The organism is Campylobacter pinnipediorum subsp. pinnipediorum, from assembly GCF_002021925.1.
Taxonomy (GTDB): domain Bacteria; phylum Campylobacterota; class Campylobacteria; order Campylobacterales; family Campylobacteraceae; genus Campylobacter_A; species Campylobacter_A pinnipediorum.
In genome coordinates this window covers 1,274,709-1,294,953 of sequence record NZ_CP012546.1, presented here as the reverse complement: position 1 = coordinate 1,294,953, position 20,245 = coordinate 1,274,709, and the positions used below count along the sequence as shown (strand labels likewise).

Here is a 20,245-nt window from a genome sequence, read left to right as displayed (position 1 = left end):
TATAAAAATAATTTACTTTTAAATTTTACTTGATACAATTTCTAAAATTTTTTTAAGGTGTCTATTGTGCAAAAAGTTTTTTTATCCCCTCCGAATATGAGCGGTAAAGAAGAAGAGTATATATCAAATGTTTTTAAAAGCAACTATATAGCTCCTCTTGGAAAATATGTTGATAAGTTTGAAAATATAGTTAAGGTATACACAAAATCAAACGATGCTTTGGCGCTAAGTAGTGCTACATCAGCAATACATTTAGCGCTTAGGGTTTTGGGAATAAAGCAGGATGATATAGTTTTTGCTTCAGCTTTTACATTTATAGCATCTGTTTCTCCGATTCTTTATGAAAAAGCTACTCCTGTTTTTATAGATTGTGATGATAGTTGGAATTTAAGTCCAGAGCTTTTAAAAGTGGCTATAAAAAATAGTCCAAAAAAACCAAAAGCTCTTATACTAACTCATCTTTATGGTCAATCTTGTAAGATGGATGAAATATGCGATATTTGTAAAAATGAGGGTATTTTTTTGATAGAAGATGCCGCTGAAGCACTTGGAGGGTTTTATAAAGATAAAGCACTTGGAAGTTTTGGTGATCTTGGTGTTTATAGCTTTAATGGAAATAAGATTATCACCACATCTGGAGGCGGTATGCTTGTTGGAGATAGAAAACTTGTTGAGAAGGCAAGGTTTTATTCAACTCAAGCAAGAGAACCTATGCTTCATTATGAACATAATGAGTATGGATATAATTATAGATTAAGCAATGTTTTAGGAGCTATTGGTGTAGCTCAGATGGAAGTTTTAGATGAAAGAGTTAAGCAAAAAAGAGCTGTGTTTGAAATTTATAAAGAGCAATTAAGTGATATTTTGGATTTTATGCCTGAAATTCAAAATTCTCACGGCAACAGATGGCTTAGTACCGGGGTATTTAAAGAAAAAAATATAAATCTAAAAATAATTGAAAAACTATCTAAAAATAACATAGAAAGTAGACCACTTTGGAAGCCTATGCACTTACAGCCATTATTTAAAGATAGTCTGAGTTTTGTTGACGGAACTAGTGAAAGTTTATATAATGATGGGATTTGCCTACCAAGTGGCAGTTGTTTAGATATAGCTACACAAGAAAAAATTATAAATTTAATAAGACAAGAGATAAAGTGTTAAAAACTACAAAATTAAAAAGACTGATATTTTTTATTTTTGGCGATATTGTATTATTTTGCATATCTATATATTTTGCTTTTTTGTTAAGGTTTAATGGCTTTATACCAGATGTTTTTTATACAGGGTTTTTTATTAGTTTGATGTCATTAAATATAATAAAACTTTTCTTTATGTGGTTTTTTAAAATTTATAGAGTTCCGTGGAGATTTTTTGGACTTAATGAGGCTAGAAAAATTTTTATAGCCCATTTTTTTTCGTTCGTATCTTTTTATATTTTATTTTTATATTTTCAAGATTTATTTAATCCCTTTCCTAGAAGTGTAATATTTATAGATTTTGTTATTTCTTATTTGTTTATCGGTGGATTTAGGATATCAAAGCGTATGTTTTTGGATTTTTCAGTAAAAACAAAGCAGGGGAAAGCTTGTATCGTTATCGGGGCCACAAACAAAACTATACAAATTTTTAAAGGCTTGAAAGATGGCTATATAGATGATTTTTATGCCGTTGGTGTTTTTGATAAAAGACAAGAGCTTATTGGCACTTATTGTGGTGGATTTTTGGTTCAAGACAAAACAAGTATAAAAAAAATTGTCGATGATTATGGTGTTAAAACAGCTATAATAGCTTTGAACTTAAATCAAAATGAGTTAAAAGAACTTTTTGATGAGCTTATGGTTTATGGAATACGAGATATTAAACTTTTTTCATTGATTGAAGATAATCCAATAAAAGACATTCGTATAGAGGATTTGTTGGCTAGAAAACCAAAAGATTTAGACCAAGAGATACTTGTTAAATTTATTTGTGATAAGGTTGTTTTAGTAACTGGAGCTGGTGGAAGCATAGGTTCTGAAATAGTAAAACAGTGTTTAAAATTTGGTTCAAAAAAAATTATTTTAGTTGATAATAGTGAGTTTAATCTTTATAAAATATCAGAAGAAACTAACGATGCTAGATGTATTTGTAAGATGGTTGATATTACAAATCTCCAAGATATAGAGAATATATTTTTAGATTACAAACCAGATATAGTCATACATGCGGCTGCTTATAAACATGTTTTTTTATGTGAATTAAATCCTTTGGCTGCTGTTAAAAATAATGTTATAGGAACAAAAAATATCATAGATTTATCAAAAAAATACAATGTTAAAAAGGTTGTGGTTATATCATCAGATAAGGCTGTTAGACCAACAAATATTATGGGAGCCACAAAAAGAGTTTGTGAATTGTATGCTTTAAATTCTAATGAAGATAGTAGTTGCGAAATAGTTTGTGTTCGTTTTGGAAATGTTTTAGGAAGTAGTGGTAGTGTTATACCAAAGTTTAAATCACAAATAGCTCAAAATAAACCTTTAAGTGTAACTCATCCTGAAATAACTAGATATTTTATGCTTACTAGTGAGGCTTGCCAACTTGTATTGCAAGCTGCATCTATAGCTTCTGGTGGAGAGCTGTTTGTTCTTGATATGGGAGAGCCTGTTAAGATACTAGACCTTGCTAAAAAAATGCTTTTTCTTTCAAATAAAGAGCATTTGGGTGTGAAATTTGTTGGTCTTAAAATGGGTGAAAAATTATATGAAGAATTGCTTGTTAATAAAGATGATATTCAAACAAAATTTGAATCAATATTTGTTACAAAATATGAAAAATATGATATTGTGAAATTAAATAAAGAGATACAGCACCTTATCACTTTAAAAAATGATAAAATTTGTGAAGTATTAAAAGATATAGTTCCTGATTTCAACCACGAATTAAATTTAAAGGATTAAAAATTGGTCATAAAAGACATACAAAGATTTAGTGATGTAAGATACAAAGCAAGAGCATATTTGTGTTATATTTTTGAAAGAAATATTCCAAATAGATTGCCAGGCGCAAACTTGCAAAATATAAAAGATGGTTTTGATAAGGTTGTTCATGAGATAGAGAATTTTGATGCATTTTATATACTTGATAAAAATGGAGTTCAGGTAGAAAATGCTCTTAGTACAAAGAAGGAATACTGTGTTGGAGCTGGTGAAAATAGGGCTAATAAAGCTTATTATTATTCTACTGTAAAGTTAAGAAGATTTTTTTTAAGTGACCCATATCCATCGGTGCTAGATGGTAAGCTTTGTGTTACTGCAAGTATGCCAGTTTATAATGAAAAAAATGAGTTAAAATTTATAGCTTGTATAGATATATCTCTTGAAAATATTTTAAGCATTGTTGATAGCGGCGGTATTGAAAGACATTTTGGTAATTTTTTAAAAAGTGTTTATACTTTATTTTGTGGATCGCTTTTTATGATATGTGCGTTTTTATTTTGGCATGGAGTAAAAAGTTTTATATCACACACATCAAATATCCAAATAGAACAAATTTTTGAATCAACCATTATATTGACATTGGCACTTGCGATTTTTGATTTGGTAAAGACTATTTTTGAAGAAGAAGTTATGGGCAAAAACCATGATGAAACAAGCGTGGTATATAAAACAATGGTTAGATTTATCGGCTCTATTATAATAGCACTTGCCATTGAGGCACTTATGCTTGTGTTTAAATTTGCTATTACTTCACCGGAAAATATTATAAATGCTATTTATTTAATAGGTGGTGTTGCACTTCTTATGGTGGCTCTTAGCTTTTATTTAATTAGTGTGAAAAAGCAAGATAGATGATTTTTATAAAATAAAATTATTATTTTAAAAATTAATTGCTATTTTTTTATTTTTAAATAGTAATAATTATAAAAATTAAGAGAGCTTTTTTATCTTTTAGAATAATTAAAGCTTTAATAAATAGATTTTTTGATAAAATAAAGCATTTTTTTTAAAAAGGATATTATGTGAAAATATTAGTAGTAGATGATAGTTCAACTATGAGAAGAATCATAAAAAACACTTTGCAAAGGCTTGGCCATCAAGATATTTTAGAGGCCGAGCATGGTGGCGAGGCTTGGAATTTATTAGGACAACATAGCGATATTAATGTTTTAATAACTGACTGGAATATGCCTGAAATGAATGGGTTAGAGCTTGTTAAAAAAGTTCGTGCAGAGGAAAAATATGTTGATATGCCAATAATAATGGTAACAACAGAGGGCGGAAAAGCTGAGGTTATTACAGCCTTAAAAGCTGGTGTAAATAACTACATAGTGAAACCTTTTACACCGCAAGTTTTAAAAGAAAAACTTGAAGACGTTTTAGGTTAATGAGAGATAATTTTTATGAGTTAAGTGTTAAAACACTTAAATTTTACCCTGAGATATTGGAGTTTATTTTTTTACTTGGCTTTACTTGTGTAGAAGAGTGTGAGAATAATGAAATTTTGTTGCGCGATGAATCTGATTTGAGTGAAGTTGAGTGGGGTATAAAAGAATATATAGATAGAATTTGCCAAACTTTAAATATTGATAGTGATTTGGTAACTAATTTAAGTATTAGAGAAAATAAAGATTGGATAAATGAATATAAACAAGCTATTAAACCAATTTTATTGGATAATTTTTATATACGCCCTAGTTGGGAAAAAGAGCTTGATGGAGTACAAAATATAATAATAGACCCAGCACTTGCTTTTGGGTCGGGTCATCATGAAAGTACAAGCTCTTGTGTTTTATTTTTACAAAAATATGCAAAAAGAAATTTACATACAATAGATGTTGGTTGTGGCAGCGGAATACTTAGTATATTGATGTCAAAACTTGGCTGCGTGGTTGATGCTTGTGATACTGATGAGCAGGCTGTTAAAAGCTCTATAGAAAATGCAAAATTAAATAATGTTAAATATAATAAAATATGGACAGGTTCGATATCTAATTTAAATATTAAATATGATATTGTTGTTGCAAATATTATAGCTGATGTTATATTTATGCTTGAAAAAGATTTAAAAAATATTTTAAAAGATGGTGCATACTTAGTTTTGTCAGGCATATTGGCGAAATATGAAACTCGTATCAAAGATACTTTTAAAGAGTTTGAATTAGTTGAACAAAAACAGCTTAATGATTGGGTTAGTTTTGTGTTTAAAAAATAATTTTTAAGAGGAAATTAATGAATAATAAAAAACAAAATAATAACGATAACGGCAATTTCTTTAATAAGAATCCAATTTTTATTTTTGCTATTTTTTCTATTGTGATTATATTGATTTTCAGAAGTTTAACTGGAGACAGCATGATGGGCTCTATTGGCTCTAATGCTCAAACGAAAAATATAGCATATTCTGATTTTAAAGATATGGTTAAAGGTAAACAAATAACACAAGTAGCTATATCAGATAGCACAATTAAAGCAGTATCAAATGATAGATATGTTTATATAGTAAAAAGAGTTTCTGACCCAACATTGATACCTATGCTTGAGCAAAATGGTGTTGAGTTTGGAGCATATAGTGATACGAATTGGTTTAGTGAGTTACTTTTTTCTTGGGTTCTTCCTGTTTTTATATTTTTTGGAATTTGGATGTTTTTGGCTAGTAGAATGCAAAAAAATATGGGCGGAGGAATTTTAGGCATAGGAAGCGCCAAAAAGCTTATAAACTCTGAAAAACCAAAAACTACATTTAATGATGTTGCAGGTGTAGAAGAAGCAAAAGAAGAGGTTGAGGAGATTGTTGATTATCTTAAAAATCCAGATAAATATCTTCGTCTAGGTGCAAAAATACCAAAAGGCATTTTGTTGGTTGGACCCCCAGGAACAGGTAAAACATTGCTTGCAAGAGCTGTTGCTGGCGAAGCAAATGTTCCATTTTTTTCAATGTCTGCTTCCAGTTTTATAGAGATGTTTGTTGGTGTCGGTGCTAGTCGTGTTAGAGATCTTTTTGAAAATGCAAAAAAAGAATCTCCTGCTATTGTCTTTATAGATGAGATTGATGCTATAGGAAAGAGTAGAAACTCAAGCCCTATGGGTGGAAATGATGAGAGAGAACAAACTTTAAATCAGCTTTTGTCTGAAATGGATGGTTTTGATGCTGATAAGGCTCCTGTTATAGTCATAGCTGCTACAAATAGACCAGAGGTTTTAGATGCTGCTTTACTTAGACCTGGTCGTTTTGATAGACAAGTTTTGGTAGACAAACCTGATTTTAAAGGCAGGATAGATATACTAAAAGTTCACATGAAAGATGTTAAAGTTTCAGATGATGTAAACTTAGAAGAGATCGGAAGATTAACAACTGGTTTGGCTGGAGCTGATTTACAAAATATAATAAATGAAGCAGCTTTACTTGCTGGTAGAAATTCAAAAAAAGTTGTAGAACAAAATGATCTTGTAGAGGCTGTTGAAAGATCAATAGCTGGATTAGAAAAAAAATCCCGCAGAGTAAATCCTAAAGAGAAAAAGATAGTAACTTATCATGAAAGTGGACATGCCTTGATAGCCGAAGTTACTAAAGGTGCTAAAAAAGTTAGCAAGGTTTCTGTTATACCTCGTGGTTTGGCAGCTCTAGGATATACGCTAAATACTCCAGAAGAAAATAAATTTATGATGCAAAAACATGAGCTTTTAGCTGAAGTTGATGTATTGCTTGCTGGTAGAGCGGCCGAAGAAATTTTTATAAAAGAGATTTCAACAGGCGCTAGCAATGATCTAGAAAGAGCAACAGATATATTAAAAGCTATGATTAGTATGTATGGTATGAGTGATGTTGCCGGACTTATGGTTCTTGAGAAACAAAGAAATAATTTTTTAGGTGGTCAAAGCATAAAAGATTATAGTGATAAGATGGCTGAAAAAGTTGATGAATTTGTAAAAAATATGCTTGATACTAGATACGCCGAAGTTTTACAAACACTCAAAACTTATAGCGGTGCGATAGAAGATATGGTAAAAGCACTATATGAAGAAGAAACAATTAGTGGTGAAAAAGTTAGAGAAATTATAGCAAATTATGAGGAAGTAAATAACATGCCTACTCGCTTAGATAATTCAAAAGATGATTTTTCTGATAACAAGGCTTAATTAAAAAATCTACGGTAAAATCTCCGTAGATTTTTATAAAATTTATTAATTATTGGATTTTAAATTATGAATGAATTAAAAAAAATACAGCTTATGTATGTCTTACCAAATTTATTTACAGCAGCTAGTGCTTTTACTGGTGTTGTTAGTATAATTTCATCTATCAATGGACAATATTCCAAGGCTATATTGTATATATTTTTGTCTTTGATTTTTGATGGATTAGATGGTCGTGTAGCAAGACTTACCAAAACTACTAGTAAATTTGGTGTTGAATTTGATAGCTTAGCTGATTTGGTTGCTTTTGGTGTTGCTCCAAGTATTCTTTTTTATCTCACTATTGGGCATCAATTTGGTAGATTTGGGGCTTTAATTAGTGCTATTTTTGTTGTTTTTGGTGCTATAAGATTGGCTCGTTTTAATGTAACAACCGGAACTTATGAACCAAATGTTTTTATAGGATTACCTATACCTACTGCGGCTATAGTTTCTGTGGTGTGGGTAGGATTTTATATAGAGTATGATTTTTTAAATGGATTTGAATTGGTTTTTATGTTTTTTAAAGCTATTTTGGGTATGTTGATGGTAAGCAACATTCGTTATCCTAGTTTTAAAAAGATAAATTTAAAACAGATGCATGTTTTAAGAACATTGATTGGACTTGTTGTTACCTTTTCTATGTTGTATTTATATCCATTAGAAAGTTCTATGATTATAACAAGCGCTTATGTGTTATATGGTTTGGCAAGAGCTGGCATAATGTATAGCAAAAATTTAAAAAAGGAGAGTAAATGATTTTTTGTATTACTAAAATCATAATATTTATTTTAAAAAATAAAAACTTTCCTCTGTTGCTACTTAAGTAGTAAAATTACTTCACTTTTAACCTAATAGTATACAAAAATATAAAACATAAACTAAAATGCATAAGGCAATTATAAAATAAATATAAATTTATAATATTTGAATATCAAGAGATGGCAAGCAAGTTACAGGTGTTTATATAAATATAGCTAAAAGTACATATATAACTTTAGCTTGAAAGACTTTGGGTTTATATATGTTATAGGAGCAGTTTTTGCAGTTGCTAATAACGGCGACTTTGATTTGTAAAACAAATATCCAAACAAGCTTTAAATAATAATCGTTTGTTTTCTTTATAGGGATTTGGAAAAAGATATAAAATTAGCCAACAATGCACTTAAGTCATCTAAAAATAAAAGAATTTATACATTTATAGAGAACAAGTCCTAAACATATAAAGTACAAGCTAAAAATGAAGCCAGATGAAGTTATCAAAAGGGCGGTTTAAGCTGTAAATTATGCAAAAAACTTTTTATAATGATGTAGAGTTTAGTCGCGAAGACACAGGAATAGTGATATTGGTTTTAAAAGAGATATTAGATGCTGTCATATTATCTGAGCTAAAACCATAAATTTGCTTGATACTGTTGGTAGTAATTTTCAGATGAGCTTAGTGATATGATAAAATAAATGATTAATTTTATAGATAATAGAGCTATTGTTTTAGTTTATAATCATCTTGCTACTGCCAAATTATTTATCTTGTGTTATAGCTAGAGCTAGGCAAATAGAGTTTACTATCAACGGAATAGGCGAATGGGCTTAAATGCAGGACTTGAAGAGATAATTGTGGCAATTAATACCAAAAAAGATATTTTTGATGATATTCATGCGGATATAATAGCTAAAGAAATTTATCCTACTTCTAAATTTGTTGCAAATATTCAGGTATTGAGTCACAATCGAATAAAGCCATATTGGCAATACACGAAAGTGAGACACATTAAGATTGTGTTAAAGCATAAACAAACTCATGAGATTGTATCGGTAGAAAGTATAGGTTTGAAAAAATTATCTTGTTCTTGGTAAACATAGCGCAAGACACGCACTTAAAGATAAATTAGTATCTTTAGGGTTTAATTTAGATGAAGAGTCATTAAATGAAGCATTCTATAAATTTAAAGATTTGACAGATAGGAAAAAAAGAGATTTTTGATGGCGATATTAGAGCTTTAAGTTCTTAAGAAATTATTAAAATCTCTCAAGCTTTATAAACTTGTAATATTTTACAAAGTAGTTTTGGCAAGCGTTTCTGTGGATATTTGGGTATAATGAAGAAAACAAGAGTGGTTCATTTTTGAGTGGCGGAATTATTTAAAGCTATGAACCTTATAATTAGAATTAGTAGTGTATTAAATATAGCTGTTACTTTAAAATTTAGCCAAAGGTTGGTGTCGAATGAGATCAAAAGAATAGAATATGCCTAGATACAGACACAAAGTACTAAAGCTTATATTGGTTTATTAATATAGTTACACTCGCATAAAAAATAGCTAATTAATTTTTCTGTTATGGTTTGTAATTATATGCCGGAAATTTTATAAAATTCATGCAAATTATTCGTTTAAAAATATAAATAAATATTATCAATTCTAAGTAAGAAAAACTAAAAACTAATTAATTTTTAACAATTTATTTTTTATGTTAATGCTGTTTTTATCGCGCTTTGAAACATGTTTGAATATATGAAAATTTAAGCTAAAAATAAGTCATATTTGTTAAAATACTTTTATGCTTTATGATTTCTTTGCAGATTATAAAGCATAGTAATAATTTGATCAAATTTTATTTACGGGTTTTAGATTTATTTTTATAGAGGTTATTCTATGTTTTGAATTATGTAAGATATTGTTCAAACCTTATAGATAAAAACTATATTTTTAATATCAAAAAAAATTATTATAAAACCAAAAAAATGTTTGATAGTTTTTAGACATTTTTATAAGGTTATGCTTAGTTGCTAAAATAATTTTTTATTATTTTGGCTTGAACTTAAAGCTTTTTTAAAGCAAATATTAATTGAAACAATTTTTTATGGAGGAAACTATGTATTCAAACAAAAAACTTTTAGAACTTTTAACCCCTGAAAATAGCCAGCTTATAATTATAGATCATCAACCACAAATGGCGTTTGGTGTTCAATCTATGGATCGTCAAGTATTAAAAAACAATGTTGTTGCGCTTGCAAAAGGTGCTAAAGCATTTAATATCCCAACAACAATAACAACAGTTGAAACAGAAAGCTTTTCTGGTCACACTTATCCTGAATTATTACAAGTATTTCCTCATCACAAAATTCTTGAGCGTAGCTCAATGAACTCTTGGGATGACCAAAATGTTCGTGATACTTTGGCTAAAAACGGACGCAAAAAAGTAGTAGTAGCTGGATTATGGACAGAAGTTTGCAATCTAGGCTTTGCACTAGCTGCAGCGCTAGAAGGTGGCTATGAAATTTACATGGTAGCTGATGCTTCTGGTGGTACTTCTGTAGAAGCTCATAAATATGCTATGGATCGCATGACTCAAGCAGGTATCGTTCCTGTAACTTGGCAACAAGTTATTCTTGAATGGCAACGTGACTGGGCAAGAAAAGACACTTATAATGCAGTAATGGATATAGTAAGAGAGCATTCTGGTGCTTATGGTATGGGTGTTGATTATGCTTATACTATGGTACATAAAGCTCCTGAGCGTGTAAAACACGGCGAACGCGTTGGACCAAACCCTGCAAAATAATATATTTTGATTTAAACACTAGATATTTAGCGGTCTACTCTTTTTTGGTCTAGATCGCTTTTTGTTTAAAACAAATTTATATTAAAGGGTAATAATAATGAAACTTTATTTTTTTAGCTTATGCGTCGGATTATTAGTAGGCGTTATTTATTATATTTTAAATGTCCGCTCCCCAGCCCCTCCATTAGTAGCCCTTATAGGACTTCTTGGTATGCTTATAGGCGAACAGATTATTCCGGTTGTAAAAAATTTTTTTTCCAAAGATGAAATTATAAAAACTAACGAACAAACTAATATCCCAAAAAAAACAAACAATCAATATATTATTGATACACAAAGGGATAAAAATGACAAAACAGATTCCTGATATTATTTTTTACAATGGTGACATTACAACTCTTGATAAATCAAATCCAAAAGCACAAGCTGTTGCTATTAAAGATGGTAAATTTATAAGCGTTGGTTCTAATGATGATGTTTTAAGATTAGCAGGTGATTTAACAAAAAAGGTTGATTTAAAAGGACGCGGGGTTCTTCCCGGGTTGTTTGATAACCATACTCACGTTATTCGTGGTGGACTTAATTATAACCTTGAGCTTAGATGGGATGGAGTTAGAAGCTTGGCTGATGCTATGGCTATGCTAAAAGCACAAGTTGATATCACCCCAGCACCTCAATGGGTTCGTGTTGTTGGTGGATTTACAGAACACCAATTTGTTGAAAAAAGACTTCCAACAATAGAAGAATTAAATAAAATTGCACCTCAAACACCTGTTTTTATATTGCACCTTTATGACCGTGCTATATTAAATGGTGCCGCTTTAAGGGCTGTTGGATATACAAAAGATACTCCAAACCCTCCTGGTGGCGAAATAGTACGCGACAGTAAAGGAAATCCTACGGGCTTATTTTTAGCAAAACCAAATGCTACTATACTTTATACTTCTTTGGCAAAAGGACCAAAACTTCCCTTGGATTATCAAGTAAACTCAACTAGACACTTTATGCGTGAATTAAATCGCTTGGGTATAACGGGCGTTATAGATGCTGGTGGCGGTTTTCAAAACTATCCAGATGATTATGAGGTTATTCAAAAATTATCAGATGAAAATCAGCTAACAGTAAGAATAGCTTATAACTTGTTTACCCAAAAACCAAAAGAAGAAAAAGAAGACTTTTTAAGATGGACTTCATCTGTTAAATACAAGCAAGGAAATGATTATTTCCGCCACAATGGTGCTGGTGAAATGCTTGTCTTCTCGGCAGCAGACTTTGAGGATTTTCGTCAGCCTAGGCCTGAAATGGGACCTGAAATGGAGGATGATTTAGAAGAAGTTGTTAGAATTTTAGCTGAAAACAAATGGCCTTGGCGTTTACACGCAACCTATGATGAGACTATATCTCGTGCTTTAGATGTTTTTGAAAAGGTTAATGAAGACATTCCATTAGAAGGTATTAACTGGTTTTTTGACCATGCTGAGACAATATCTAATAAATCAATAGATAGAATAGCTAAACTCGGTGGAGGTGTTGCGTTCCAACACAGAATGGCATATCAAGGTGAATATTTTATAGATAGATACGGTGCAAAAGCAGCTGAGGCTACACCTCCTGTTAAAAAAATGCTTGAAAGTGGTGTAAAAACATCAGCTGGAACAGATGCTACACGGGTTGCTTCTTACAATCCTTGGGTTTCGTTATCTTGGCTTGTAACTGGTAAAACAGTTGGCGGTGTAAAAATGTATCCTGATAGCAACTTGCTTGATCGCGAAACAGCTCTTAGAATGTGGACTGAAAAGGTTGCTTGGTTCTCAAATGAAGATGGCAAACGAGGTAGGATAGAAGCTGGACATTTTGCTGATTTTATTGTTCCTAGCAAAGATTATTTTAGTGTAGATGACGATGAAATTTCATTTTTAACTTCTCATCTAACAGTAGTTGGCGGAAAGGTTGTTTTTGGTGATGGAGATTTTATAGATTTGGATGAAAATCCACTACCGCCAGCTATGCCTGATTGGTCTCCAACACGTAAATTTAAAGGATTTGCTGCTTGGGGCGACCCTGACGGTGCAGGTAAAAACTCACTTTCTCTTATACGTCAGCAAGCTATGTCTAGTTGTGGTTGCGGAACATCTTGCGGTATTCACGGCCACGACCATGCACAAGCTTGGAAGTCAAACATACCGACATCTGATTTAAAAGGATTTTTTGGTGTGCTTGGTTGTTCTTGTTGGATGGCATAAATTTAAAACTGGATTGGACTTTGTTTCAATCCAACATTATTTTAGGAGTGTGAATGTTAATATCAGAAGATAGTAGTTTTGCTCCGTTAAAGCAAAAATTATTTTTAGTTCTTTGGGTTGCTACTGTTGTTGGAAACATAGGAAGTTTTATAAGAGATGTTGCAAGTAGTTGGCTTATAACAGACCTGTCTGCTTCACCTGCGGCTGTTTCTTTAATACAAGCGGCTACAACATTACCTGTATTTTTACTTGCTATACCAGCTGGGGTTATGTCTGATATTTTAGATAGGCGTAAATTTCTAATAGCAATACAGCTTTTATTAGCTTCAAGTAGTATTAGCTTGATGTTTTTATCTATGACGGGACTTCAGTCTGTTGCTACTTTGGTTTTGTTTACTTTTGTTGGTGGTATAGGTGCTGCTTTAATGGGACCTACTTGGCAGACAATAGTTCCTGAATTAGTGCAACGCAAAGAGTTAAAAAACGCAGTCGCTTTAAATTCATTAGGGATAAATATAGCAAGGGCTGTTGGACCTGCTGTGGGCGGTGTTGTTTTAGCTCAGTTTGGTGCTTATTTTGCTTATGGAATGGATGTTATAAGCTATGTCTTTGTTATCTCTGCTTTACTTTGGTGGAAGCCACAAGTAAAAGTTAAAGATGAGCTTTTTGAAAACTTTGGCGGTGCTTTTAGAGCAGGTCTTAGATATGCAAAATCGAGCAAACCTTTGCATGCAGTTTTGTTTAGAACTATTATATATTTTATATTTGTTAGTGCTATGTGGGCTTTGCTTCCTTTAGTTGCTCGTAAGCTTTTATCAGGCACTGCCGGATTTTACGGAATACTTTTGGCTTCAATAGGTCTTGGTGCTATTATAGGCGCCATTGTTCTTCCAAGACTAAGAAAAAGGTTTGATTCTGACAAGTTAATAGTATTATCAGCTGTTTTAAGCGGCATTGTTATGCTTGGTTTGTCTTTTGCACCACCTAAATTTATAGCTGTAATTGCTGTATTTTTCTTAGGTTCAGCTTGGATTATAGCTTTAACAACTCTTAATAGTGTAACTCAAACCATATTGCCAAACTGGGTTCGTGGTCGCTCACTTGCCATATATCTTACTACCTTTAATGGCGCAATGACTGCTGGTAGTTTGATATGGGGTGTTGTTGCTCAGTATATTGGTATAAGCCTTACTTTGGTTGGGGCTGCTATTTTGCTAGTTGTAGCAAATATTTTAGCTAGTAGAAAAAAACTACCACTTGGAGAAGATGATTTAAGTCCAGCACAGCACTGGGAAGATCCATATACTCATTCTAAGATAGATTTACATCGTTCGCCTGTTTTAGTTCAAGTTGAGTATTTAGTAAAAAAATCAGACCAAGAAGAGTTTTTACATAAAATAAAAAAACTAGCAGAACATAGAAAAAAAGATGGTGCGTATGCTTGGGGGATAGTTCAAAGCACTCACGATGAGGAAATTTTGCTTGAATGGTTTTTTGTTGAAAATTGGGCAGAGCATTTAAGGCAGCACAATAGGGTTTCTAAGGTTGATGCTATGCTTCAAGCGGAAATTAATGCATATCATCAAGGAGAAAAACCTAACATAAAACATTTTGTAGGCATGAACTAATAAAATATATTTAACATAAAATTAGAAAATATATAGTGTATTTTAAGTAAAACAAAGCTTTTTTTATGTATTATTTCAGCTCATAAGGCTTTATAAAGTAGGGGATAGATCCGAAATAAGCTTTAAAATTTTAAGGAGAATGACGATGAAAAAAATCGTTTTATTACTTTTATCTCTCACTGCTTTTGCATTTGCTGCAGGCGCAGATGGTGAAATGAACAACTCAATGATTAGATCAGCTTCTGTTTTAGCTGCTGGTATAGGTCTTGGTCTTGCTGCTCTTGGCGGTGCTATAGGTATGGGAAATACCGCTGCTGCTACTATTAGTGGAACAGCTAGAAATCCTGGTGTTGCTAGTAAGCTTATGACAACCATGTTTATTGCTCTTGCTATGGTTGAAGCTCAGGTCATTTATGCATTGGTTATAACTCTTATTGTTCTATACGGCAACCCTATGCTTGGATAATAAATAATTTTATGCTCTATGTTTTATAGGGCATATTTCTTTGCGACCTTGGTGGAATTGGTAGACACGCTATCTTGAGGGGGTAGTGCCAGTAGGTGTGCGAGTTCAAGTCTCGCAGGTCGCACCATCTAATTTTCTATTAGATACATCTATGCTTGTTTGTTAGTATTAAATAATAATTTTGATTATCTTTGCTATTTAAAATTTTACTAATAGCTTTTGCTGTATTATTTTCGCCTTTATTGTCCTTTATAAATTTTTGTTAAAAATTTATAGTACCCGTCATTAAACCTTAGAATTGATTTTTTATTTTTAGTTTATTGAGTGTCGTTATAATAAAATAGAATATATTAATCAAATATAAAATTATTGCATTTATGAATTTTCTTGATTAAAACGCTTTTTAATCATATTTAAGATAATATCCATTTTTTTATTTATTTAGAAATTTATTAAAAGTGGGAATTTATGAAGATAATTTTTATGGGAACGCCTGATTATGCTACTGAGATTTTGCGTCAAATTTTAATTGAAGGCATAGAAGTATTAGCTGTTTTTACAAATCCAGATAGACCAGTAGGAAGAAAACAAATTTTAACACCGCCAAGTGTGAAGCTATTTTTACAAGAAAATGGATACAAAATAGATATTTTTCAACCAAAAAATTTAAGGGATGAGGATACAATAAAAAAAATAAAAGAATTAAATCCTGATTTTATAGTTGTTGCTGCTTATGGTAAAATTTTACCAAAAGATATTTTACAAATAGCCCCCTGTATAAACTTACATGCATCTATTTTACCAAAATATAGAGGTGCTAGCCCTATCCAATCAGCATTATTAGCCGGCGAAAAACAAACCGGAGTAACAACGATGCTTATGAATGAGGGGCTTGATACAGGCGATATGCTTGAGTTTGATTGTACAACCTGTGAGCACAAAACAAGTAAAGAGTTATTTGATGAATTAGCTCAAACGGCTGGAAAATTAATCATATCTACACTTAAAAATTTCAATACTTTAAAACATATCAAACAAGATGAAAGCAATGCAAGTTATTGTAAAAAAATCACAAAACAAATGGGGCTTGTTAGTTTTAAAGATACAACGGCTGAAATTTATAATAAATTTAGAGCTTTTGATCCTTGGCCTGGTATATTTTTAGAAAATGGATTAAAAATTATTGATTTAAAACCAAGTAATAAAAAGGGTAATTGCGAAGAAATAATTGATATAACCGAAAAAAGCTTTTTTGTTGCTACACATGATTTTTCGGTAGAAATTTTTAGCATACAAGAACCTGGTAAAAAGGCGGTTAAGGCTATAGATTTTATAAATGGAAAGAGGCTTAAAGTTGGTAGTAGAATTTCTTGATGAATGTGAATCAACACATCTGCATTTAGTAAATTTGCTAAAATCAAATGCCATAAAACCGCCCCATGCTATATCAACCAAGATACAAACAAATGGTGTTGGTAGTCGTGGTAATAGTTGGCTTGGATATGAAGGCAATCTTTTTTTGTCTGTTTGTGTTGATAAAAACAGTATACCAAATGATTTAAATGATGCCTCAATATCTATATATTTTTCTATGATTTTAAAACAATATCTTAAATCATTTGGATCAAACGTATGGGTAAAATGGCCTAATGATTTTTATATAAACGATAGGAAAATAGGTGGAATTTTAAGCACAAAAATAAACGACAATTACATAATTAGCTTAGGATTAAATTTAGTCGAATCTCCAGACAATGCGGATATTTTAGATATAAATTTGACGGCAGATAGCATAGTATGGGGCTTTTGCGAGCAAATAGATAAAATGATTTCATGGAAGCATATTTTTAGCAAATTTAAGATAGAATTCGAAAAATCAAAAAAGTTCATAACACATATTGATAGATATAGTGTTGATCTGTCGCAAGCTACGCTTTGTGAAGATGGAGCTATTTTTATAAACAATAAAAAGGTGTATTCTTTAAGATGAGTGAAGTAATAACTATAGCAAACCAAAAAGGTGGAGTTGGTAAGACAACAACTGCTGTAAATTTAGCAGCTTCTTTAGCTGTAGCAGAAAAAAAAGTTCTGCTTATAGATATAGATCCACAAGCAAATGCTACAACTGGCATGGGTTTTAATAGAAGTGATTATGAGTTTAATATCTATCATGTCTTAACAGGATCAAAAAAATTATCAGAAATAGTGCTAAAAACACAGATACCAACTCTATTTTTAGCACCTGCAAATATAGGCTTAGTAGGAATAGAAAGAGAATTTGATGATAAAAGCAGGGATTTTAAACTTGTATTAAAAAACAAACTTGATGAGATAAGAAGCGATTATGATTTTGTTATAATAGACAGTCCACCAGCACTAGGAAGTCTAACTATAAATGCATTAAGTGCAAGCGATAGTGTTATCATACCTGTTCAGTGCGAATTTTATGCATTGGAAGGTCTTGCAATGATGTTAAATACAATCAAACTAGTAAAAAGCGAAACAAATCCAAAGCTTAACGTAAAAGGATTTTTGCCAACTATGTTTAGCTCTCAAAATAATCTAGCAAAAGATGTTGTAACAAATTTAAAGCAACACTTCAAACATAAGCTTTTTATGTGTGGACTAAACCCAGATGATGATTTGGTTGTAATCCCAAGAAATGTTAAACTAGCTGAAAGCCCTAGCTTTGGCAAACCTGTTATATTGTATGATATAAAATCAGCTGGTTCTTTGGCATATCAAAACTTAGCATATTCTATCTTGGAGTAATAATGGCAAAAAAAACAGGACTTGGCGGAAGAGATTTTGGTGTTGTATTTAGCGATGTTGAAGCCGCTTACAATAAAGTATTTGAAACCGATAAAAGTATAGTAAAACAGATAAATATCTCGCTTATATCAAATAACCCATATCAACCAAGAAAAAATTTCAACAAAGAAGCACTTAACGAACTTAGCGAAAGCATAAAAAGACATGGACTAATTCAACCAATAGTTGTTATCCAAAAAGATGATGGCTATATGCTTATAGCGGGGGAACGAAGACTTAGAGCAACAAAACTTCTTGGAGAAGAAAAAATTTCAGCAATTATAGCTGATATAGGCTCTAACAACCTAAGAGAACTTGCACTTATTGAAAACATACAAAGAGAAAACTTAAACTCAATAGAACTTGCACTTTCATACAAAGAACTAATAAATGAATATAAAATCACACAAGAAGCATTAGCGGATATCTTACATAAATCAAGAACACAAATAACAAACACAATGAGATTATTAACCTTGCTTCCTTCAACACAGGATTTGTTGATAGAAGAAAAACTTTCTCAAGGTCATGCTAAAATCATAGTTGGCTTAAGTCCTGAAAATGAAAAGCTTATAGTAGATACAATAATCGGTCAAAAACTAAATGTTAGAGATACTGAAAAATTAGTAAAAAAGTTCAAGACAAAAAATACGTCAACAAACAAAAAACAAAGTGTTGAGTTTGAACATCAAAACGAGTTAATAAGATTGAAAAAATCACTTGAAAATTTTAAAATAAAAACAAAAATTCAAAATAAAAAGATTATTTTAGAATTTAAAGATGTTTCACAAATTCAAGTATTTTTAGATAAATTAGAATAATTTTCAAAAATTTAATATAACTTTTTTGTATTTTATTGTAAAATCGTGAGAATTTTAATTATTTATAAAAAATTAAGGAGGATAGATGTTAGAAATAAATCCTAGTCTTGTTATCTTAACAGCTATTGTTTTTCTGATTCTAATTGCTGTTTTAAATTCATTGCTTTATAAGCCAATGCTTAAATTTCTAGATGACAGAAATACTTTCATAAAAGACAAAGAGGATAGTGTTAATAAAAATAACAACGACCTTGGAGTTTATGAACAAGAGATACAAAGCATAATTTCAAATGCTAGAAATGAAGCAAATGCTATAAAACAAGAAGCTTTAAATTCTGCAAAAGCATTAGCACAAGATGAAATAAAACAAAAAAAATTACATATTGAAGAAGAGTATATAAAGTTTACAGAAGAGCTAAATAGCAAAAAAGATACATTAAAAAATGAACTCATGTTAAAAATTCCTGAGTTAAAAGAAATATTAAATAATAAAATAGCAAGGATTTAAACTATGATGTCAAAATATAAATTACTATTTTTTATAACCCCTGTTTTTTTGCTAGCATCTTCCGAAAACACAAACTATGATATAGTAGAAAGAACTCTTAATTTTTTATTATTTTTTGGTATATTGTTATATTTTGTAGCAAAACCTTTAAAACAAATGTATCTAGATAGAATAAACTCAATAGCAAATAAACTTGATAGTATACAAGAAAAGCTAAAAGCATCAAATAATAAAAGAGATGAGGCATTAAGAAGGGTTGAAGACTCAAAAATAAATGCTGCAAATCTTATAGAAACTGCTAAAAAAGAGGCTATTATTATAAAAGAAAAAATTAAAAAAGAGAGCGAACTAGATATTTTAAACCTAGAAAAAAGTTTCAAAGAACAAAAAGAATTTGAAGAAAGAAAGATGGTTAAAAATCTAGTAAATGAAATATTAAACAACATATTTGACAATAAAGATTTAAAATTGGATCAAAAAGAGCTTGTAAATATAATACTTAAAAAGGTTGCATAATGAATGAAATAGTTGCAAAAAAATATGTAAAAGCTATTTTGAATGGCTCTTCTTCAACTGATTTGGATATTTTTATTGAGAATTTGGAAAATATATCTAGTGCTTTTGAAAATGAAAAATTTCAAAATATCATAACTATGCCAGCTTTAAAAAATGATTTAAAAGTTGATTTTTTAATATCATTGGCTACAAGTGGTAATGATAAATTTAATAATTTAATAAAATTATTAGCTAAAAATAAAAGACTTGAACTAATTCCAGCTATATTAGCTGAGCTAAAAACAAAAAAAGCTATTATGCAAAATGTTTACATTGGTAAAATATATGGCGAAGTTGAGTTAGACAATAAGCAAAAAGAGGATATAGAAGAGAAATTTTCAAAGAAGTTTAATGCAAACATTAAGCTTGATTTTGTAAAAAAGAAATACAATGGAATAAAAGTAGAATTAGATGAATTAGGCATAGAGGTTAGCTTTTCGGTAGATAGACTGAAGGCACAAATTAACGAATATATATTAAAAGCAATTTAAG

General features: G+C 30.7%; 20 protein-coding genes, 1 tRNA gene and 1 pseudogene. All 22 read left to right on the top strand.

The genetic code is table 11. From position 1 onward, the window contains the following. Nucleotides 1-66 precede the first annotated feature (66 nt). The 22 genes and pseudogenes from pglE to CPIN17260_RS06640 all read left to right on the top strand — a co-directional run bounded on the left by pglE (nucleotide 67) and on the right by CPIN17260_RS06640 (nucleotide 20,244). Nucleotides 67-1,164 (top strand): UDP-N-acetylbacillosamine transaminase, encoded by a 1,098-nt coding sequence (gene pglE / locus CPIN17260_RS06740; RefSeq protein ID WP_078387921.1) that lies wholly within the window; start codon nucleotides 67-69, stop codon nucleotides 1,162-1,164. Further along, a complete protein-coding gene (gene pglF, locus CPIN17260_RS06735; protein WP_069632393.1) occupies nucleotides 1,158-2,942 on the top strand; it encodes a UDP-N-acetylglucosamine 4,6-dehydratase (configuration-retaining) in 1,785 nt (594 codons plus the stop codon). The genes pglE and pglF overlap by 7 nt, the downstream gene beginning before the upstream one ends. Nucleotides 2,943-2,945: 3 nt before the next feature. After that, entirely contained in the window at nucleotides 2,946-3,836 is an 891-nt protein-coding gene (locus CPIN17260_RS06730) for a PDC sensor domain-containing protein (protein ID WP_069632373.1), read from the top strand. Nucleotides 3,837-4,003: 167 nt separating this feature from the next. After that, nucleotides 4,004-4,369 (top strand): chemotaxis response regulator CheY, encoded by a 366-nt coding sequence (locus tag CPIN17260_RS06725; RefSeq protein WP_069632374.1) that lies wholly within the window; start codon nucleotides 4,004-4,006, stop codon nucleotides 4,367-4,369. Then, entirely contained in the window at nucleotides 4,369-5,196 is an 828-nt protein-coding gene (locus CPIN17260_RS06720) for a 50S ribosomal protein L11 methyltransferase (protein ID WP_069632375.1), read from the top strand. The genes CPIN17260_RS06725 and CPIN17260_RS06720 overlap by 1 nt, the downstream gene beginning before the upstream one ends. A gap of 17 nt (nucleotides 5,197-5,213) precedes the next feature. Further along, nucleotides 5,214-7,121: an ATP-dependent zinc metalloprotease FtsH gene (ftsH, locus tag CPIN17260_RS06715; protein WP_078440785.1), complete on the top strand. Its 1,908-nt coding sequence runs from the start codon at nucleotides 5,214-5,216 to the stop codon at nucleotides 7,119-7,121. 66 nt (nucleotides 7,122-7,187) lie between these two features. Then, nucleotides 7,188-7,916: a CDP-diacylglycerol--serine O-phosphatidyltransferase gene (gene pssA, locus CPIN17260_RS06710; protein WP_078387919.1), complete on the top strand. Its 729-nt coding sequence runs from the start codon at nucleotides 7,188-7,190 to the stop codon at nucleotides 7,914-7,916. Nucleotides 7,917-8,741: 825 nt separating this feature from the next. Then, entirely contained in the window at nucleotides 8,742-9,014 is a 273-nt protein-coding gene (locus CPIN17260_RS06705) for a hypothetical protein (RefSeq protein ID WP_078440784.1), read from the top strand. Nucleotides 9,015-9,057: 43 nt separating this feature from the next. Further along, nucleotides 9,058-9,141, top strand: a pseudogene (locus CPIN17260_RS09710) (hypothetical protein); the annotation flags it as partial. Between the two features lie 890 nt (nucleotides 9,142-10,031). Beyond that, the gene (locus CPIN17260_RS06700; RefSeq protein ID WP_069632379.1) at nucleotides 10,032-10,721 is read left to right on the top strand and encodes a hydrolase; all 690 of its coding nucleotides are present in this window, start codon (nucleotides 10,032-10,034) and stop codon (nucleotides 10,719-10,721) included. A 97-nt stretch (nucleotides 10,722-10,818) separates the two neighbouring features. Beyond that, the gene (locus CPIN17260_RS06695) at nucleotides 10,819-11,088 is read left to right on the top strand and encodes a XapX domain-containing protein (RefSeq protein WP_069632380.1); all 270 of its coding nucleotides are present in this window, start codon (nucleotides 10,819-10,821) and stop codon (nucleotides 11,086-11,088) included. Then, a complete protein-coding gene (locus CPIN17260_RS06690) occupies nucleotides 11,069-12,964 on the top strand; it encodes an amidohydrolase (RefSeq protein WP_069632381.1) in 1,896 nt (631 codons plus the stop codon). Before CPIN17260_RS06695 ends, CPIN17260_RS06690 begins: the two co-directional genes overlap by 20 nt. Before the next feature lie 53 nt (nucleotides 12,965-13,017). Continuing rightward, nucleotides 13,018-14,592, top strand: a complete 1,575-nt coding sequence (locus tag CPIN17260_RS06685) for an MFS transporter (protein WP_078397697.1) — start codon at nucleotides 13,018-13,020, stop codon at nucleotides 14,590-14,592. 145 nt (nucleotides 14,593-14,737) lie between these two features. Next, nucleotides 14,738-15,058: a F0F1 ATP synthase subunit C gene (locus CPIN17260_RS06680; protein WP_069632383.1), complete on the top strand. Its 321-nt coding sequence runs from the start codon at nucleotides 14,738-14,740 to the stop codon at nucleotides 15,056-15,058. Nucleotides 15,059-15,100: 42 nt separating this feature from the next. Next, a tRNA-Leu gene (locus CPIN17260_RS06675) sits at nucleotides 15,101-15,185 on the top strand. Nucleotides 15,186-15,526: 341 nt separating this feature from the next. Then, nucleotides 15,527-16,432: a methionyl-tRNA formyltransferase gene (fmt, locus tag CPIN17260_RS06670; RefSeq protein ID WP_069638097.1), complete on the top strand. Its 906-nt coding sequence runs from the start codon at nucleotides 15,527-15,529 to the stop codon at nucleotides 16,430-16,432. Continuing rightward, a complete protein-coding gene (locus CPIN17260_RS06665) occupies nucleotides 16,413-17,048 on the top strand; it encodes a biotin--[acetyl-CoA-carboxylase] ligase (RefSeq protein ID WP_069638134.1) in 636 nt (211 codons plus the stop codon). The genes fmt and CPIN17260_RS06665 overlap by 20 nt, the downstream gene beginning before the upstream one ends. Beyond that, entirely contained in the window at nucleotides 17,045-17,830 is a 786-nt protein-coding gene (locus CPIN17260_RS06660) for a ParA family protein (RefSeq protein WP_069633433.1), read from the top strand. The genes CPIN17260_RS06665 and CPIN17260_RS06660 overlap by 4 nt, the downstream gene beginning before the upstream one ends. 2 nt (nucleotides 17,831-17,832) lie before the next feature. Beyond that, nucleotides 17,833-18,690, top strand: coding sequence for a ParB/RepB/Spo0J family partition protein (locus CPIN17260_RS06655; RefSeq protein WP_078440783.1), 858 nt, complete (start codon nucleotides 17,833-17,835; stop codon nucleotides 18,688-18,690). An 85-nt stretch (nucleotides 18,691-18,775) separates the two neighbouring features. Then, nucleotides 18,776-19,198 (top strand): FoF1 ATP synthase subunit B', encoded by a 423-nt coding sequence (locus CPIN17260_RS06650; RefSeq protein ID WP_069633431.1) that lies wholly within the window; start codon nucleotides 18,776-18,778, stop codon nucleotides 19,196-19,198. A 6-nt stretch (nucleotides 19,199-19,204) separates the two neighbouring features. Then, complete coding sequence (locus tag CPIN17260_RS06645) at nucleotides 19,205-19,714, top strand: F0F1 ATP synthase subunit B (RefSeq protein WP_069633435.1); 510 nt, start codon at nucleotides 19,205-19,207, stop codon at nucleotides 19,712-19,714. After that, nucleotides 19,714-20,244, top strand: a complete 531-nt coding sequence (locus CPIN17260_RS06640; RefSeq protein WP_069633430.1) for a F0F1 ATP synthase subunit delta — start codon at nucleotides 19,714-19,716, stop codon at nucleotides 20,242-20,244. Before CPIN17260_RS06645 ends, CPIN17260_RS06640 begins: the two co-directional genes overlap by 1 nt. Nucleotide 20,245: the final 1 nt, after the last annotated feature.

What these genes read in the sequence shown, in the direction of transcription:
- CPIN17260_RS06680 (WP_069632383.1), top strand. Translation starts at nt 14,738, where the DNA reads ATGAAAAAAATCGTTTTATTACTTTTATCTCTCACTGCTTTTGCATTT.
- CPIN17260_RS06720 (WP_069632375.1), top strand. Translation starts at nt 4,369, where the DNA reads ATGAGAGATAATTTTTATGAGTTAAGTGTTAAAACACTTAAATTTTAC.
- pssA (WP_078387919.1), top strand. Translation starts at nt 7,188, where the DNA reads ATGAATGAATTAAAAAAAATACAGCTTATGTATGTCTTACCAAATTTA.
- ftsH (WP_078440785.1), top strand. Translation starts at nt 5,214, where the DNA reads ATGAATAATAAAAAACAAAATAATAACGATAACGGCAATTTCTTTAAT.
- CPIN17260_RS06655 (WP_078440783.1), top strand. Translation starts at nt 17,833, where the DNA reads ATGGCAAAAAAAACAGGACTTGGCGGAAGAGATTTTGGTGTTGTATTT.
- fmt (WP_069638097.1), top strand. Translation starts at nt 15,527, where the DNA reads ATGAAGATAATTTTTATGGGAACGCCTGATTATGCTACTGAGATTTTG.
- CPIN17260_RS06640 (WP_069633430.1), top strand. Translation starts at nt 19,714, where the DNA reads ATGAATGAAATAGTTGCAAAAAAATATGTAAAAGCTATTTTGAATGGC.
- CPIN17260_RS06650 (WP_069633431.1), top strand. Translation starts at nt 18,776, where the DNA reads ATGTTAGAAATAAATCCTAGTCTTGTTATCTTAACAGCTATTGTTTTT.
- CPIN17260_RS06660 (WP_069633433.1), top strand. Translation starts at nt 17,045, where the DNA reads ATGAGTGAAGTAATAACTATAGCAAACCAAAAAGGTGGAGTTGGTAAG.
- CPIN17260_RS06685 (WP_078397697.1), top strand. Translation starts at nt 13,018, where the DNA reads ATGTTAATATCAGAAGATAGTAGTTTTGCTCCGTTAAAGCAAAAATTA.
- CPIN17260_RS06705 (WP_078440784.1), top strand. Translation starts at nt 8,742, where the DNA reads ATGGGCTTAAATGCAGGACTTGAAGAGATAATTGTGGCAATTAATACC.
- CPIN17260_RS06645 (WP_069633435.1), top strand. Translation starts at nt 19,205, where the DNA reads ATGTCAAAATATAAATTACTATTTTTTATAACCCCTGTTTTTTTGCTA.
- CPIN17260_RS06690 (WP_069632381.1), top strand. Translation starts at nt 11,069, where the DNA reads ATGACAAAACAGATTCCTGATATTATTTTTTACAATGGTGACATTACA.
- CPIN17260_RS06695 (WP_069632380.1), top strand. Translation starts at nt 10,819, where the DNA reads ATGAAACTTTATTTTTTTAGCTTATGCGTCGGATTATTAGTAGGCGTT.
- CPIN17260_RS06700 (WP_069632379.1), top strand. Translation starts at nt 10,032, where the DNA reads ATGTATTCAAACAAAAAACTTTTAGAACTTTTAACCCCTGAAAATAGC.